General features: G+C 73.1%; 16 protein-coding genes. All 16 read left to right on the top strand.

What is annotated here, in order from left to right; all coding sequences use genetic code 11:
• Positions 1-81: 81 nt before the first annotated feature.
• Positions 82-1,557, top strand: a complete 1,476-nt coding sequence (locus SLAV_RS40255; protein ID WP_031943732.1) for an MFS transporter — start codon at positions 82-84, stop codon at positions 1,555-1,557.
• 80 nt (positions 1,558-1,637) lie between these two features.
• Positions 1,638-2,000 carry an acyl carrier protein gene (locus SLAV_RS40250; RefSeq protein ID WP_030237997.1) on the top strand — a complete coding sequence of 121 codons (363 nt, stop codon included), beginning with the start codon at positions 1,638-1,640 and terminating at the stop codon, positions 1,998-2,000.
• Positions 1,997-2,824 (top strand): 4'-phosphopantetheinyl transferase family protein, encoded by an 828-nt coding sequence (locus tag SLAV_RS40245; protein ID WP_031943734.1) that lies wholly within the window; start codon positions 1,997-1,999, stop codon positions 2,822-2,824. Before SLAV_RS40250 ends, SLAV_RS40245 begins: the two co-directional genes overlap by 4 nt.
• 30 nt (positions 2,825-2,854) lie before the next feature.
• On the top strand, positions 2,855-3,805 hold the full coding sequence (locus SLAV_RS40240; RefSeq protein ID WP_030237992.1) for an ACP S-malonyltransferase: 951 nt from the start codon (positions 2,855-2,857) through the stop codon (positions 3,803-3,805).
• Positions 3,806-3,835: 30 nt separating this feature from the next.
• Positions 3,836-5,398 (top strand): acyl-CoA carboxylase subunit beta, encoded by a 1,563-nt coding sequence (locus SLAV_RS40235; protein WP_030237989.1) that lies wholly within the window; start codon positions 3,836-3,838, stop codon positions 5,396-5,398.
• Positions 5,399-5,433: 35 nt separating this feature from the next.
• A complete protein-coding gene (locus SLAV_RS40230) occupies positions 5,434-5,670 on the top strand; it encodes an acyl-CoA carboxylase subunit epsilon (protein ID WP_030237982.1) in 237 nt (78 codons plus the stop codon).
• A gap of 87 nt (positions 5,671-5,757) precedes the next feature.
• Complete coding sequence (gene rfbB, locus SLAV_RS40225; protein WP_030237981.1) at positions 5,758-6,771, top strand: dTDP-glucose 4,6-dehydratase; 1,014 nt, start codon at positions 5,758-5,760, stop codon at positions 6,769-6,771.
• Positions 6,768-8,072, top strand: coding sequence for a lipopolysaccharide biosynthesis protein RfbH (gene rfbH, locus SLAV_RS40220; protein ID WP_030237979.1), 1,305 nt, complete (start codon positions 6,768-6,770; stop codon positions 8,070-8,072). Before rfbB ends, rfbH begins: the two co-directional genes overlap by 4 nt.
• Positions 8,069-9,466: an NDP-hexose 2,3-dehydratase family protein gene (locus SLAV_RS40215; RefSeq protein WP_031943735.1), complete on the top strand. Its 1,398-nt coding sequence runs from the start codon at positions 8,069-8,071 to the stop codon at positions 9,464-9,466. Before rfbH ends, SLAV_RS40215 begins: the two co-directional genes overlap by 4 nt.
• Entirely contained in the window at positions 9,466-10,431 is a 966-nt protein-coding gene (locus tag SLAV_RS40210) for a Gfo/Idh/MocA family protein (protein WP_030237973.1), read from the top strand. The genes SLAV_RS40215 and SLAV_RS40210 overlap by 1 nt, the downstream gene beginning before the upstream one ends.
• Before the next feature lie 72 nt (positions 10,432-10,503).
• Positions 10,504-11,001 carry a nuclear transport factor 2 family protein gene (locus SLAV_RS40205; RefSeq protein ID WP_030237972.1) on the top strand — a complete coding sequence of 166 codons (498 nt, stop codon included), beginning with the start codon at positions 10,504-10,506 and terminating at the stop codon, positions 10,999-11,001.
• A gap of 7 nt (positions 11,002-11,008) precedes the next feature.
• Complete coding sequence (locus SLAV_RS40200; protein WP_030237969.1) at positions 11,009-11,203, top strand: hypothetical protein; 195 nt, start codon at positions 11,009-11,011, stop codon at positions 11,201-11,203.
• Between the two features lie 27 nt (positions 11,204-11,230).
• Complete coding sequence (locus SLAV_RS40195; protein WP_030237967.1) at positions 11,231-12,136, top strand: alpha/beta hydrolase; 906 nt, start codon at positions 11,231-11,233, stop codon at positions 12,134-12,136.
• Between the two features lie 190 nt (positions 12,137-12,326).
• Positions 12,327-13,007, top strand: coding sequence for a phosphoribosylanthranilate isomerase (locus SLAV_RS40190; protein WP_078950582.1), 681 nt, complete (start codon positions 12,327-12,329; stop codon positions 13,005-13,007).
• Between the two features lie 96 nt (positions 13,008-13,103).
• The gene (gene upp / locus SLAV_RS40185) at positions 13,104-13,772 is read left to right on the top strand and encodes a uracil phosphoribosyltransferase (RefSeq protein ID WP_030237963.1); all 669 of its coding nucleotides are present in this window, start codon (positions 13,104-13,106) and stop codon (positions 13,770-13,772) included.
• Complete coding sequence (locus tag SLAV_RS40180) at positions 13,769-14,686, top strand: EamA family transporter (protein WP_030237961.1); 918 nt, start codon at positions 13,769-13,771, stop codon at positions 14,684-14,686. Before upp ends, SLAV_RS40180 begins: the two co-directional genes overlap by 4 nt.
• Positions 14,687-14,864: the final 178 nt, after the last annotated feature.

Below are 14,864 nucleotides of genomic sequence, written 5' to 3'. Positions count from 1 at the left end.
ACGGGAACCCTCCCGTGCGGCCCACCCCTCTTCGCTTCCCGTCCCCCGGTCCCCGATCCCTCCTGCGAGCGAAACACGAGCATGTACCCCTCGACGACAAACCCGCCCGTCGGTGAGCGGACGCGCTGGGCCCTGGTGGCCGTACTGGCCGCGAACATGCTGGTCGACGCGCTGGAGGTGTCCGCGACCCTGGTGGCGATGCCGGCCGTCGGGGCCGACCTCGGGGCCGGCGCCGCCGGGCTCCAGTGGCTCGTCAGCGGTTTCGCCGCCGGATTCGGCGGGCTGCTGCTCCTGGGCGGCCGGCTGGTCGAAGGCCTCGGCCGCCGCAGGGTCTTCCTGGCCGCGCTGCTGGTCTTCGCCGCCGCCTCGCTGGCCGGGGCGCTGACGGACAGCCTGGCGGCGCTGACCGCCACCCGGGTGCTGAAGGGCTTCTGCGTGGCGCTGACCGCGCCCACCGGACTGGCCATCATCACCTCGGCCGTTCCCGAGGGCGCGGCCCGGCGCCGGGCGGTGTCCCTCTACTCCCTCTTCGGCGCCGCCGGCTTCTGCGCGGGCCTGCTGCTGTCCGGTCTGTTCACCGGGGCGGGCTGGCGCTGGACCCTGGCCTTCCCGGCGCCCGTCGCCCTGCTGCTGCTGGCCGCCGGGGCGCGGCTCGTCCCGCGCGACGTCCGCGACAGCGGTGCCCGCGACGCAGGTGTCCGCGACGCAGGTGTCCGCGGCGCAGGTGTCCGCGGCGCAGGTGTCCGGGGCGGCGGTCTCCGCGGCCCCGGACGGCACGCCGCGGCCTGCGGCGCCGCCCTGACCGGAGCCGTCCTGCTGCTCGTGTACGGGCTCGCACACCTGGCGGGCCCCGGCCGCGAACCGGTCCGGGCGGCGGCCGCGTTCGCCGGGGCGGCGCTGCTCGGGGCCGTGTTCGTCACGGCCGAACGGCGCTCGCCCCGGCCGCTGGTGCCCCCCGTACTGCTGCGGCACGGGCCGCTGCTGCGCTCCGCGCTCGGCGCCGCCGCGCTCAACGGCTCGTACGTGGGCTTCCTGCTCGTGGCCTCCCTGCACCTGCGGGAGACCGGCCGGAGCCCCTGGCAGACCGCCCTCGTCTTCCTGCCGGCGGCGGCGCCGCTCGCGCTGAGCGCACTGCACTCGGCCCGGATCGCCGTCCGCCTGGGCCCGGCGCGGGCGGTGGCCGCCGGAGCCGTCCTCGCCCCGCTCGGCTACGCGCTCTACCCGCGGGCCCCGGACGCCGACCCCCGATGGACCGTACTGCTGCCCGCGACGGCCTGTGTCGGGGCCGCGTTCGCCCTCGCCTTCACCGCCCTGCACCTTCAGGCGACGGGCGCGGTCCCGGCCCGGCTCCAGGGCGCGGCCGGCGGGCTCTACCAGACCTTCGTCCAGGCGGGCGCCGCACTGACGGCGGCGCCCGTGGCCGCCCTGTACACCGTGGGCCGCGCTCCGGCGCTCTGCCTGGTCACCGTCATCGGCGCGGCCGGCGCCTGCGTCGCCCTCGGCGGCCTGGTCCCGGCCGCCCGTGCCGCGGCGGCGCCACCACCGAACCATCCGTGAATCCCCCCCCGACCACGGGCGGACGGGGAGCAACCGACCCGTCCGCCCCGACCCCGGAAAGCAGCATGAACACACTTCACATGTCACAGACGTACGAAACAGACAACGGCCTGGTCCACATGACCCCGCCCGACATGGCGGTGCTGAACGCGGTCGGACTGCCCGAGCGCACCCGGATCCTGGAGCAGTACGTCCGCGAGGAGCTCGGCCGCATCCTCGGGATCGAGCCGTGGATGGTGGACACCACGGGCCGCCCCATGGGCTGCCTGGGCATCGGATCCATCTCCGGAATCGAACTGCAGTACCGGATGGAGAACACGCTCGGCGTCGACGTGAACCTCCAGCGGCTGCTGCTGGCCAACAGCGCGCAGGAGCTCATCGACTGCCTCGCCGGTCAGTTCGGCCCCGAGGCCCACCTGCACGGGGCACCGGTGCCGGCATGACGGCCACCACGCTCCTCCCCGCCGCGCGTCCGGTCGTCCACCACCAGGACCTCGATCGCGCGGACTTCACCCTCTCCGCCGACCGCGTCGACCTCTGGCTGATCCGCCGCCCCACCGGCGCGGACGCCGAGGCCCTCGCGATCGAGGAGCTCGACGAGTCGGAGCGCAAGCGCACCGACTCCTTCATCCGCCGGACGGACGGCATGCTCTACGCCGCCGCCCACGTGGCGGTGCGCCGACTGCTCGGACGGTACACGGCCACCCGCCCCGAGGACGTGCGCTTCATGCGGGAGCCCTGCCCCGGATGCGGCGAGCCGCACGGCCGGCCCGCGCTCTCGCCCCCGCCGCCGCCCTTGCACTACTCCCTCTCGCACAGCGGGGGAGTAGCCATGATCGGCGTCGGCACCGTGCCCCTGGGCGTCGACGTGGAGAAACTCCCCGGAGCCGAGACCGTGGACATCTGCTCGAAGGCGCTCCACCCGCAGGAGCAGCTGGAGATAGCCGAGGCCGAGGAGGGCGAGGAGCGCCGCCAGCTGTTCGGGCAGACCTGGACGCGCAAGGAAGCGTTCCTCAAGGGGATCGGGACAGGGTTGAGCCGTTCGCCCGCGGAGGACTACCTCGGCACCGACCACGACCGCCACCCCGACGGCTGGACCATGGTCGGCGTCCCCGCCGACGGCCAGCACGCGGCGGCCGTCGCCGTGGCCGGGCCCGCCCCCGCGCGGGTGGACGTCAGGTGGGTGCCGGACGCCTGGCTGTCCGTCGGCCACACCGTGTGCTCGGGCACCGCCCCGGGACCGCGCCCCGCCGCCCTCGCCGGCTGAACCGAACCCCGCAGAAAAGGACGTGACCGGATGACCCGCACCGCCTTCGTCTTCCCGGGCCAGGGCTCCGAATGCGCCGGCCTGGGCAGGGAGCTGCTCGCCCTGCGCCCGGACCTCGCCGACACCTACTACCGCACCGCCGACGACCTCCTCGGCATCCCGCTGGCCCGGATCTGCCGTGACGGTTCCCCCCGGGACTTCGAGGACCCGGCGGTGGCCCAGCCCGCCGTGTTCCTGACGAGCCTGGCCGTCCTGGAGGTGCTGCGCGGCGAGGGGCTGGAGCCGGACGCCGTGGCCGGGCACAGCCTGGGCGAGTACGCGGCGCTGGTGGCCGCGGGCGTCCTGGAGTGGACCGAGGCGCTGTGGCTGGTCCGGCTGCGCGCCGAGCTCGTCGCCACGGCCGGGGACCGGATCGGCAGCGCCACCGTGGCGGTCATCGGCCCGCCCCGCTCGGACCTGGTGCGGCTGTGCGCCGAGGCCCGGGCGGCCACCGGCCAGGTCGTGGAGGTGGCCGGGGACAACGAGCCCCGGCAGACCGTGGTGTCGGGCCAGGCCGCGGCGGTGGAGCGGGTCGCGCGGGAGGCCGGGGCGGCCGGGGCACGGGTGGAGCGGCTGCGCACCGGCGGACCCTTCCACTCCAGCCTGCTGGGCGAGGCCGCGGCGGAGTTCACCGAGACGCTGATCGCCACGGAGTTCCGCGATCCGGCCGTCCCGCTGGTCTCCGGCGTCACCGGCGGGTGGGTGACGACGGCCGCCGAGGCCGCCGTGACCCTGCGCGGCCAGCTGACCAGCCCGGTGCGCTGGACCGAGGCGGTGGCGACGCTCGCCGGCTCGGGCGTCGACCGGTACGTGGAGGTGGGCCCCGGCCGGGTGCTGAGCGGACTGGTGCGCCGCATCCTGCCGGGCGCCCGGGTCCATCCGACGTGCACCGCGGACCGGCTCCTGGGGGCCGTGGACGCGCTCACCGCCGCCACAGTCTGACCATCGACCCACGGAAAGGGTGGGAGAACCATGCAAGGAGCGGACGACACGATCCACCACCGGATCGACGAGCTCACGGGGATCAAGGAGTCCGCGCGCAGCGGCGACGAGGGAGCGACCGGCCGTCAGCACGCCAAGGGCAAGCTGACGGCCCACGAACGGATCGCCCTGCTGCTCGACAAGGGGTCGTTCACCGAGGTGGAGCCGCTGCGCCGGCACCGGGCCAGCGGATTCGGGCTGGAGGCGAAGAAGCCGTACGGCGACGGCGTCGTCACCGGCTGGGGCACCGTGGACGGGCGCACGGTCTTCGTCTACGCGCACGACTTCCGGATCTTCGGCGGCGCGCTGGGCGAGGCCCACGCCACGAAGATCCACAAGATCATGGACATGGCCGAGGCGGCCGGCGCCCCGCTGGTCTCCCTCAACGACGGCGCGGGCGCCCGCATCCAGGAGGGCGTCTCCGCGCTCGCCGGGTACGGCGGCATCTTCCGGCGCAACACCCGGGCCTCCGGGGTCATCCCGCAGATCTCGGTGATGCTCGGCCCGTGCGCGGGCGGGGCGGCCTACTCCCCGGCGCTCACCGACTTCGTCTTCATGGTCCGCGAGACCTCGCAGATGTTCATCACCGGACCCGACGTGGTCAAGGCCGTCACCGGCGAGGAGATCACCCAGAACGGCCTCGGCGGCGCCGACGTCCACGCCCGCGAATCCGGCGTCGCGCACTTCGCGTACGACGACGAGGAGACCTGCATCGCCGAGGTCCGCTACCTGCTGGGGCTGCTCCCCTCCAACAACCGCGAGCTGGCGCCCGTGGAACGCTCCGGGGATCCGGCCGACCGGCCCGGCGACGCGCTGCTCGACCTGGTCCCGGTGCAGTCCGGCCAGGCGTACGACATCCGCAGGGTCATCGAGGAGGTCGTCGACGACGGCGAGCACTTCGAGGTGCACCCGGGCTGGGCACCCAACCTGGTGTGCTCGCTGGCCCGGCTCGACGGGCACGTGGTCGGCATCGTCGCGAACAACCCCTCGGCGATGGCCGGGGTCCTGGACATCGAGGCCTCCGAGAAGGGTGCCAGGTTCGTCCAGTTCTGCGATGCCTTCAACATCCCCCTGGTCACCCTGGTCGACGTACCGGGCTTCCTGCCGGGCGTGGACCAGGAGCACAACGGCATCATCCGGCGCGGCGCCAAACTGCTGTACGCGTACTGCAACGCGACCGTGCCCCGCATCTCCCTGGTGCTGCGCAAGGCCTACGGCGGCGCGTACATCGTCATGGACTCCCGCTCCATCGGCGCCGACCTGGCCCTGGCCTGGCCCACCAACGAGATCGCCGTGATGGGCGCCGAGGGCGCCGCGAACGTGGTCTTCCGGCGCGAGATCAACGCCGCCGAGGACCCCGAGGCCGTGCGCGCGCAGCGCATCGCCGAGTACAAGAGCGAGCTGATGCACCCCTACTACGCCGCCGAGCGCGGCCTCGTGGACGACGTCATCGACCCGCGCGACACCCGCCCGGTGCTGATCCGCTCCCTGGCGATGCTGCGCGCCAAGCACGCCGACCTGCCCAGCCGCAAGCACGGAAACCCGCCGCAGTGACAGCCGGCGGGACGTCACGAGACGAGGAGCAGCCCGTGGACGCGCAAGCCCCCGACCATCTCATCCGCGTCGTCAAAGGACGGCCCGACGCCGCGGAACTCGCCGCGCTGACCGCCGTCGTGCTGGCCCGGGCAGCGGCCCACGAGGGCCGGCACGGAGGCACGGCGGGCAGCGGTCCCGCCCTGGCCGGCTGGCAGCGCCCCGAGCGGCTGCGCGGCTTCCTCGGTCCGCGCACCTGGCGCGACCGCCGCGGCGAGCCGCGGTCCGCCTGACGGCGCCCGCCGCGCACCCCCCTTCCTCCCAAGGAGAGACGACATGACACACCCCGTCCTCGGACGGACGCGCCGCGAGGAGGCGTCATGAGGCTGCTGGTCACCGGCGGGGCCGGGTTCATCGGCTCGCACTTCGTCCGGACCCTGCTCGACGGCGGGTACCCGGGCCACGAGGAGGACCGGGTCACGGTCCTCGACAAGCTCACCTACGCTGGCAACCGGGAGAACCTCCCGGCCGCCCACCCCCGGCTGGACTTCGTCCGGGGGGACGTCTGCGACGAGGCGCTGCTGCGCTCCCTGCTGCCCGGTCACGACGCGGTGGTGCACTTCGCGGCCGAGTCGCACGTGGACCGTTCCGTGCACTCCGCGGCCGAGTTCGTCCGCACCAACGTCGGCGGCACCCAGACCCTGCTGGACGCCTGCCTGGCCACCGGCGTCGGCCGCGTGGTGCACGTGTCCACCGACGAGGTGTACGGCTCCATCGACGAGGGCGCCTGGACCGAGGAGCGGCCGCTGCTGCCCAACTCCCCGTACGCCGCCTCCAAGGCCTCCTCCGACCTCATCGCCCGCGCCTACTGGCGCACCCACGGCCTCGACGTGTCGATCACCCGCTGCTCCAACAACTACGGGCCCCACCAGCACCCCGAGAAGCTGATCCCGCTGTTCGTGACGAACCTGCTGGAGGGCGAGCGGGTGCCGCTGTACGGGGACGGCCGCAACGTCCGCGAGTGGCTGCACGTGGACGACCACTGCCGGGCCATCGCCCTGGTCCTGGACCGGGGCCGGTCCGGCGAGGTCTACAACGTCGGCGGCGGCAACGAGCAGACCAACCTGCACATCACCGAGCGGCTGCTGGCCCTGTGCGGGGCCGACGCCTCGGCCGTGCGCCGGGTGGCCGACCGCAAGGGCCACGACCTGCGCTACGCCCTGGACGAGACGAAGATCCGCGAGGAGCTCGGGTACGCCCCGCGGATCCCCTTCGAGCAGGGCCTCGCCGACACCGTCGCCTGGTACCGGGACAACCCGGGCTGGTGGAAGGCCGTGAAGCACCGCACCGACGACCTCGGCCGCAAGGGCCGTGAAGGGACCACCACGTCATGAACGTCCACAAGGGGCTCATCCTCGACGAGACGGCCAAGTTCCACCAGGACGCCCAGGACACCCGGCCCTTCGTGCCCGGCACCACCGAGATCTGGCCGGCCGGCGCCGTCCTCGACGAGCGCGACCGCACGGCCCTGGTCGAGGCGGCGCTGGAGATGCGGATCGCCGCCGGACCCAGCTCGCGCCGGTTCGAGTCGCGCTTCGCCCGCAAGCTGGGCCACCGCAAGGCGCACCTGACCAACTCGGGCTCCTCCGCCAACCTGCTGGCGATGACGGCCTTCACCTCCCACCTGCTGGAGGACCGGCGGCTGCGGCCGGGCGACGAGGTCATCACGGTCGCCGCCGGCTTCCCCACCACCGTCAACCCGATCATCCAGAACGGGCTCGTACCGGTCTTCGTCGACGTCGAACTCGGCACCTACAACACCACCGCCGAACGCGTCGCCCGGGCCATCGGCCCCAAGACCCGCGCCATCATGATCGCCCACGCCCTCGGCAACCCCTTCGAGGTCGCCGAGATCGCCCAGCTGGCGCAGGAGCACGACCTGTTCCTGATCGAGGACAACTGCGACGCCGTCGGCTCCACCTACGACGGGAAGCTCACCGGCACCTTCGGCGACATCACCACCGTGAGCTTCTACCCGGCCCACCACCTGACCATGGGCGAGGGCGGCTGCGTCCTGACCTCGAACCTGGCGCTCGCCCGCATCGTGGAATCGCTGCGCGACTGGGGCCGGGACTGCTGGTGCGAGCCGGGCGAGACCAACAAGTGCCTCAAGCGCTTCAACTACCAGATGGGCACCCTCCCCGAGGGCTACGACCACAAGTACATCTTCTCCCACGTGGGCTACAACCTGAAGGCCACCGACATCCAGGCGGCGCTCGGGCTCACCCAGCTGGACAAGCTCGACGGGTTCTGCGACGCCCGCCGCCGCAACTGGCGCCGGCTGCGCGACGGCCTCGACGGGGTTCCGTACCTGATCCTCCCCGAGGCCACCCCGCGCAGCGACCCGAGCTGGTTCGGCTTCGCGCTCACCGTGGACCCCGAGGCCCCCTACAGCCGGGCCGCCCTCGTGGACTTCCTGGAGGGGCGCAAGATCGGCACGCGGCGCCTGTTCGCGGGCAACCTCACCCGCCACCCCGCCTACATCGACCAGCCCCACCGCATCGTCGGGGACCTCACCAACAGCGACGTCATCACCGACCAGACCTTCTGGATCGGCGTCTACCCGGCGCTGACCGAGGAGATGCTCGACTACGTGATCTCCTCCGTCAAGGAGTTCGTCGGGGGCCACGCGTGAGCGCCCCCGCCCCCGCCCGTCCGGTGCCGGGCCCCCGCTTCGACGCGGACGCCGCCGAGCGCTTCGCCCGCTCCGCCGCCGTCCGGCAGGGGGTCGTACGGCACACCGACGAGGTCCACGGCTGGCTGGAGGAACGCCGCCGGGCCCACCGCTTCCGGGTCGAGCGCATCCCCTTCGCCGGACTCGACGGCTGGTCCTTCGACCCCGGCAGCGGCAACCTCGGCCACCGCAGCGGGAAGTTCTTCACCGTCGAGGGCCTGCGGGTGACCACCTCCACCGACGGCCGCGACCGGCAGTGGCACCAGCCGATCATCCGCCAGCCCGAGGTCGGCATCCTCGGGATCCTGGTCAAGGAGTTCGACGGAGTCCCGCACTTCCTGATGCAGGCCAAGATGGAGCCGGGCAACCGCAACCTGCTCCAGCTGTCCCCGACGGTGCAGGCCACCCGCAGCAACTACACCAAGGCCCACCGGGGCGCCGACGTGCGCTACGTCGAGTACTTCACCGACCCCCGCCGGGGCCGGGTCCTCGCCGACGTGCTCCAGTCCGAGCACGGCTCGTGGTTCCTGCGCAAGAGCAACCGCAACATGCTCGTCGAGGCCGTGGGCGAGGTGCCCGAGCACGAGGACTTCCGCTGGCTGACCCTCGGCCAGATCGGCGAGCTGCTCCACCGGGACAACCTCGTCAACATGGACGCCCGCACCGTGCTCGCCTGCGCGCCCCACGCGGACCCGGACGGCCTCGCCCTGCACCGGGACACCGAGCTGCGGTCCTGGTTCACCGCCGAACGCTCCCGCCACGACGTGGCCGCCGACCGCGTGCCCCTGGCGGACCTGCCCGGCTGGAAGCGCACCGAACACTCCATCGACCACGAGGAGGGCCGCTGGTTCGGCGTCGTCGCGGTCGCCGTCCAGGCGGGCAGCCGCGAGGTCTCCGGCTGGACGCAGCCGCTGTTCGAGCCCGTCGGCACCGGCGTCACCGCCTTCCTGACCCGCCGGATCGGCGGCGTCGCCCACCTGCTGGTGCACGCCCGGGTCGAGGCAGGCTTCGCCGAGACGGTCGAGCTCGGCCCCACCGTCCAGTACACCCCCGCCAACTACGCCCACCTGCCGGACGCCGAACGCCCGCCCTTCCTGGACCTGGTGCTCGGCGCCGACCCGGCGCGGATCCGCTACGAGGCCCTGCACTCCGAGGAGGGCGGCCGGTTCCTCAACGCCGAGAGCCGCTACCTCTTCCTCGACGTGGACGAGGACCAGGCCCCGCTCCAGGCTCCGCCCGGATACCTGTGGGCCACCCCCGGCCAGCTCACCGCGCTGCTGCGGCACAACCACTACCTCAACGTGCAGGCCCGCACTCTGCTCTCCTGCCTGACCACGGGAGCGGTACGGCTCTGATGGACCCCCTGCGCATCGGCGTCCTCGGATGCGCCGACATCGCCCGCCGCCGGATGCTGCCCGCCCTGCGGGACTGCCCCGCAACCGAACTCGTTGCCGTCGCCAGCCGGGACGCCGCGAAAGCCCGCTCCACCGCCGCCGAGGCCGGCTGCCGGGCCGTCACCGGCTACCGGGCCCTGCTGGAGCGCCCCGACGTCGACGCCGTCTACGTCCCGCTCCCGGCGGCCCTGCACGCCGAGTGGGTGGAGGCGGCGCTGCGCGCGGGCAAACACGTCCTCGCGGAGAAGCCCCTGACCACCGACCTCGCCACCACCCGCCGGCTGGTGGCCCTGGCGGGGGAACGCGGCCGGGTGCTCCGCGAGAACGTGATGTTCGTCCACCACTCCCAGCACGCCGCCGTCCGCGCCCTCGTGGCCGACGGGGCCATCGGCGAACTCCGCGCGTTCCACGCCGAGTTCGCCATACCCCGGCTGCCCGACACGGACATCCGCCACGACCCGGCCCTCGGCGGCGGCGCCCTGTGGGACACCGGCGTCTACCCCGTCCGGGCCGCCCTGCACTTCCTCGGCGACCGGCTGGAGACCGAGGCCGCCGTCCTGGTGCGCGGCGGACCCGGCCGGGCCGTCGACACCTCCGGCACGGCCCTGCTGCGCGACCCGTCCGGGGTCTGCGCGCAGCTGGCCTTCGGCCTCGACCACGGCTACCGCTCCCGCTACGAGATCACCGGCAGCACGGGGCGCCTCACCGTCGACCGGGCCTTCACCCCGCCCGCCGGCCACCCGCCCCGGGTCCTGTTCGAACGCCGCACCGGCACCGAGGAGATCGTCCTCGCCGCCGACGACCAGGTGCTGCGCACGGTGGCCGCGTTCGCCGCCGCCGTGCGCACCGCCGCCGCGCCCGACGGCGCGGTGCTGCGCCAGGCGGAACTGCTCGACGGGATCCGGCGCCGCGCCCGCGTCCTGTGAGCGGTCACCGCGCGGGGCCGTCCGGAGCCGCCACGCCGTACCCGCCCATGAAGTCCGCCCTCTGGAGAGGCCATGCCTTCGCCCCACGACGAGATCGCGGATCTGCGCGAGCAGGTCCGGGTCCTGCGCGACCACGCCGAGCTGCGCGAGCTCTTCGACCGCTACGTCTGCGCCCTCGACACCGGCGGCCCGCCCGGCCGGGACCGCGAGCGCTTCGCCTCGCTGTTCACCGAGGACGTCACCTTCGCCTTCCCGATCGGCGTCTGCACCGGCATCGAGGCCTTCACCGCCTTCCAGCGCGAGGCCGGTGAACGGTGGGCGCGCACCCACCACCTCAGCGCCGGCCACCGCATCGACCTCGACGGCGACCGGGCCACGCTGCGCGTCCAGCAGATCACCACCCACGTCCACCACATCACGGACGCGGCGCCCGCCCACTTCGACGTCGGCGGGTACGCCGAGGCCCGCGCCGTGCGCACCGGGGCCGGCTGGCGGCTGAGCCACGTCGCCTTCCACGTCGTGTGGGACTCGGGCGTCCGCCTCCCCGAACTGACCGGAGTCCAGCTGTGAGGACCGGATGAACGCCGTGCAGATCGCCGGGTACTGGGTCCCGGCGCGCGAGCCCGTACGCGAGGCCGCACCCGATCCGCTGCGCGAGCCCGCGCCCCGCGCCCCGGGCCACCCCGTGCCGCCCCTGACCACACTCCTGCGGCGGCGGGCGGCCTGGGGCCTCGCCGTCGCCCGGGGCCGGACGGTACGCCACCACCGCTGACCCCCGTTCCCCTCCAGGAGGAGCCGCATGGCCGCCCCACCGCCGCCCGCAACCCCCGGGATCCGGCCCGTCGTCCTCGACGCGGCCGGCGTTCCGCTGTCCGGACTCCTCGCGCTGCCGGCGCGGCCCGTGCCCCGGGCCGTCGTGGTGGCCCTGCACGGCGCCGGGATGAGCGCCGGCTACTTCGACAGCCGGGCCCGCCCCGGGCTCTCGCTGCTCGAACTCGGCGCCTCCCTGGGCTACACCGTCCTCTCCCTGGACCGGCCCGGCTACGGGGCCTCGGCGGCGGCGCTGCCCGAGGGGCAGGAGCTCGCCGGGCAGACCGAAACCCTGCTCGCGGCCCTGGAGGACTTCGCCCGCGGCCACGAACTCGGCGCGGGCTACTTCCTCGTGGCCCACTCCAACGGCGGCCGGCTCGCCCTGTCCGCCGCGGGTGCCGGGGACGGTTTCGCGCCGCTCGGCGTGGACCTGAGCGGTCTCGGCCGGCGCTTCGCCGTGGAGCTCGGGCAGCTGCCCGGGACGACGGCGGACCTGCGGAGCCAGTGGCGCCGGCACTGGGGGGCGCTGCGCTTCTACCCGCCGGACGCCTTCCGGCAAGGCGCGGAACTGATCCGTCCGGTGCCGGTCCTGGAGGCCCGGGAGACCATGCGGTGGCCGGACGCGTACCCCGCGATCGCGGCCCGGGTGGGGGTCCCGGTCCGCTTCACCTTCGCGGAACAGGAGCTGTGGTGGAGGACCGACGGCGGGGCTCTGGAGGAACTCCTGAGTCCGCTGTCCGGGGCCCCCGTGGAGGCTGTCCGCCAGCCCGATTCCGGTCATAACATCAGTCTCGGCTGGGCCGCCCGCACCTACCACCTGCGGGTCCTCGCCTTCCTGGAGGAGCGTCTGCTCGCCCGCGACGCCGCCCTCACCGCTCCCGTGGCGACGCCCTGACCGATACCTGAAGAAGGTTGACGCGGATCTGACATAAAGCCCGTTGACCCTTGGATCGGTATCAATGAGGCTTTTCGTGAGCATCCCGAGACGTGTAACGAATCCGTCATACCGGGGCACGTCACCTCGTTCTGCCCTAACTCGCTTTGATTCATAAGATTCATCCCGAAAAGGAACACACATGAGTGACGTGAAGGACCTGGTCCAGGTCGCCGGCATCATCGACGCCGAGGAGGCCGCTCTGCTGGCCGAGGAGGGCGTCGACTGGTTCGGCTTCCCGCTCCGCCTCCCGTCGGGCAAGGACGACATCTCCGAGGCCGCGGCCACGGAGATCATCGCCGGCCTGAAGGCACCTCAGGAGGGCGTCCTCATCAGCTACATGACGGATGCCGACGAGATCAGCGCGTTCACCACCCAGCTCGGGGTCAAGGCCGTTCAGCTCCACGGCGACGTCGAGCCGGAGCAACTGCGCAAGCTCAAGGCCAACCGCCCCGACCTCTACGTGCTCAAGAGCCTGGTCGTGAAGGAGGACAACGCCGAGGAGCTGCTCAAGCTCGTCGACGAGGTCGCGGACGTGGTGGACATGTTCATCACCGACACCTTCAACCCGGCCACCGGTGCCAAGGGCGCCACCGGCCTCACCCACGACTGGAACGTCAGCGCCGAGCTCGTGCGCCGTTCCCCCAAGCCCCTGATGATGGCCGGCGGCCTGAGCCCGGAGAACGTGGCCGACGCGATCCGCTTCGTCAAGCCCGCCGCCGTCGACGCCCACAGCCTCCTGGAGGGCGACGACCGCCGCAAGGACCGCGCCAAGGTCGCGAAGTTCGTGGCCGAGTCGCGCAAGGCGTTCGCCGAGATCGCGGGCTCCTGACCTCGGTACCTCACCATGCGGTTGCGGCCGCCCGGGGCCCTGGGCCCCGGGCCCGGCCGCAGCCCGTCTCCACCGACCGACGAGAAGCAGGTTCTCATGGCGACCGGCCACCACAACGTCCACCCGCTGCCGCAGACCAACCAGCTCCGGGCCATGCACACGATCATCCGGGACCGCGACGCGTCGCGTGCGGACTTCGTGTTCTACTCCCGGCGCATCATCCGCCTCCTGCTCGAATCGGCCCTCGACCAGCTGCCGTTCGACAAGCAGAAGGTCGTCACGCCGGTCGGCGAGACGTACGAAGGACTCAAGTTCGTCCCGAAGCTGTGCGCCGTGCCCGTGATCCGGGCCGGTGACTCCATGGTGGACGAGCTGCGCGAGGTCGTGCCGAACATCCGCGTCGGCAAGGTCCTCATCCAGCGGAACAAGACCACCAAGCTTCCGCACCTGATCTACCAGAACCTGCCGGCCGACATCGCGGACCGGCACGTCCTGCTCCTGGAGCCGATGCTCGCCACCGGCGGCAGCGCCAACGCCGCCATCGGCGTGCTGCTCGACGCGGGCGTCCGCGAGGAGAACATCGTCTTCGTCAACTTCCTCGCCGCACCCGAGGGCATCGCCGCGGTCCACCGCGAGCACCCGGCCATCAAGATCGTCACCTCCTCGGTCGAGGAGCGCCTCAACGAGCACGCGTTCATGATCCCGGGCATCGGCGACTTCGGTGACCGCTTCTTCGGCACGACCGACTCGGGAGCCACCCGATGAAGAGCAGCCGCACCCTCGCGGACTCCGCGCTCACCGCGTTGGCCCCGGCGATCTGGGGTTCGACGTACCTGGTCACCACGGAACTGCTGCCCGAGGGACGCCCCCTGCTGGCGGCGGTGCTCCGCGCCCTGCCCGCCGGTCTGATCCTGGTGCTCTTCGGCCGTACGCTGCCGAAGGGGATCTGGTGGTGGCGGGCCCTGGTCCTGGGCGTCCTGAACATCGGCGCCTTCTTCTACCTGCTCTTCGTGGCCGCCTACCACCTGCCGGGCGGTGTCGCCGCGCTGGTGATGTCCATCCAGCCGATGATCGTGCTGCTGCTCGGAGCGGTCCTGCTGAAGGAGAAGATCCGGCGGATCCACCTGGGCGCCTGCGCGCTCGGCGCGGCCGGCGTGGCGCTGCTCGTCCTCCAGCCGAACGCCGGGCTGAACGCCACCGGTGTCATCGCCGGCCTGCTGGGCGCGCTCAGCATGGCCTCCGGCATCGTGCTGACCAAGCGCTGGGGCCGCCCCGAGGGCGTCGGCCTGCTGCCCTTCACGGGCTGGCAGCTGACCGTCGGCGGTCTGGTCCTGCTCCCGATCGCGCTGATCGGCGAGGGCCTGCCCGACGAGATCACCGGCAAGAACGTCTGGGGCTTCCTCTACCTCGGTCTCATCGGGGCCCTGTTCGCCTACGCGATCTGGTTCCGCGGAGTGCAGCGCCTGCCCGCCCTGGCCGTCTCGTTCCTGAGCTTCGCCTCCCCCCTGGCGGCCACCCTGCTCGGCTACTTCGTCCTCGACCAGTCGCTCTCGCCGCTCCAGATCGTCGGAGCGCTGATCGTCGTCGGCGCGGTCTTCCTGGCCCAGCCGCGGCCGGGCCGCAAGCAGCCGCGGCCCGAGCCGGCCCGCCCTGCCCAGCGGGAATCCGTCGAGGCGTAACGCCCCGACGGCCCCCGCCCGAGACTCCCCGCCGCCGGGCCCCTTCCCCCCTGGGCGCGGGCGGGGAGCGGTGGTGGCACACCGCGGTCTCCCCCGTCCGCGGTGTGCCGCCCACCCCCCCACAGACACGCACGTCCGAGCCACCAGAACGCGCACCACTCCGTGAGAGGACCGAGAC

Origin of the sequence: Streptomyces lavendulae subsp. lavendulae (assembly GCF_002803845.1) — a bacterium.
GTDB classification, from domain to species: Bacteria; Actinomycetota; Actinomycetes; order Streptomycetales; family Streptomycetaceae; genus Streptomyces; species Streptomyces lavendulae.
Note: the sequence above shows the minus strand (reverse complement) of the source record. Positions and strands in the feature narration are given on the sequence as shown.

Excerpts from the sequence above, each read along its gene's own strand:
- SLAV_RS40255 (WP_031943732.1), top strand. The coding sequence starts at position 82 with ATGTACCCCTCGACGACAAACCCGCCCGTCGGTGAGCGGACGCGCTGG.
- SLAV_RS40250 (WP_030237997.1), top strand. The coding sequence starts at position 1,638 with ATGTCACAGACGTACGAAACAGACAACGGCCTGGTCCACATGACCCCG.
- SLAV_RS40245 (WP_031943734.1), top strand. The coding sequence starts at position 1,997 with ATGACGGCCACCACGCTCCTCCCCGCCGCGCGTCCGGTCGTCCACCAC.
- SLAV_RS40240 (WP_030237992.1), top strand. The coding sequence starts at position 2,855 with ATGACCCGCACCGCCTTCGTCTTCCCGGGCCAGGGCTCCGAATGCGCC.
- SLAV_RS40235 (WP_030237989.1), top strand. The coding sequence starts at position 3,836 with ATGCAAGGAGCGGACGACACGATCCACCACCGGATCGACGAGCTCACG.
- rfbB (WP_030237981.1), top strand. The coding sequence starts at position 5,758 with ATGAGGCTGCTGGTCACCGGCGGGGCCGGGTTCATCGGCTCGCACTTC.
- rfbH (WP_030237979.1), top strand. The coding sequence starts at position 6,768 with ATGAACGTCCACAAGGGGCTCATCCTCGACGAGACGGCCAAGTTCCAC.
- SLAV_RS40210 (WP_030237973.1), top strand. The coding sequence starts at position 9,466 with ATGGACCCCCTGCGCATCGGCGTCCTCGGATGCGCCGACATCGCCCGC.
- SLAV_RS40205 (WP_030237972.1), top strand. The coding sequence starts at position 10,504 with ATGCCTTCGCCCCACGACGAGATCGCGGATCTGCGCGAGCAGGTCCGG.
- SLAV_RS40200 (WP_030237969.1), top strand. The coding sequence starts at position 11,009 with ATGAACGCCGTGCAGATCGCCGGGTACTGGGTCCCGGCGCGCGAGCCC.
- SLAV_RS40195 (WP_030237967.1), top strand. The coding sequence starts at position 11,231 with ATGGCCGCCCCACCGCCGCCCGCAACCCCCGGGATCCGGCCCGTCGTC.
- upp (WP_030237963.1), top strand. The coding sequence starts at position 13,104 with ATGGCGACCGGCCACCACAACGTCCACCCGCTGCCGCAGACCAACCAG.
- SLAV_RS40180 (WP_030237961.1), top strand. The coding sequence starts at position 13,769 with ATGAAGAGCAGCCGCACCCTCGCGGACTCCGCGCTCACCGCGTTGGCC.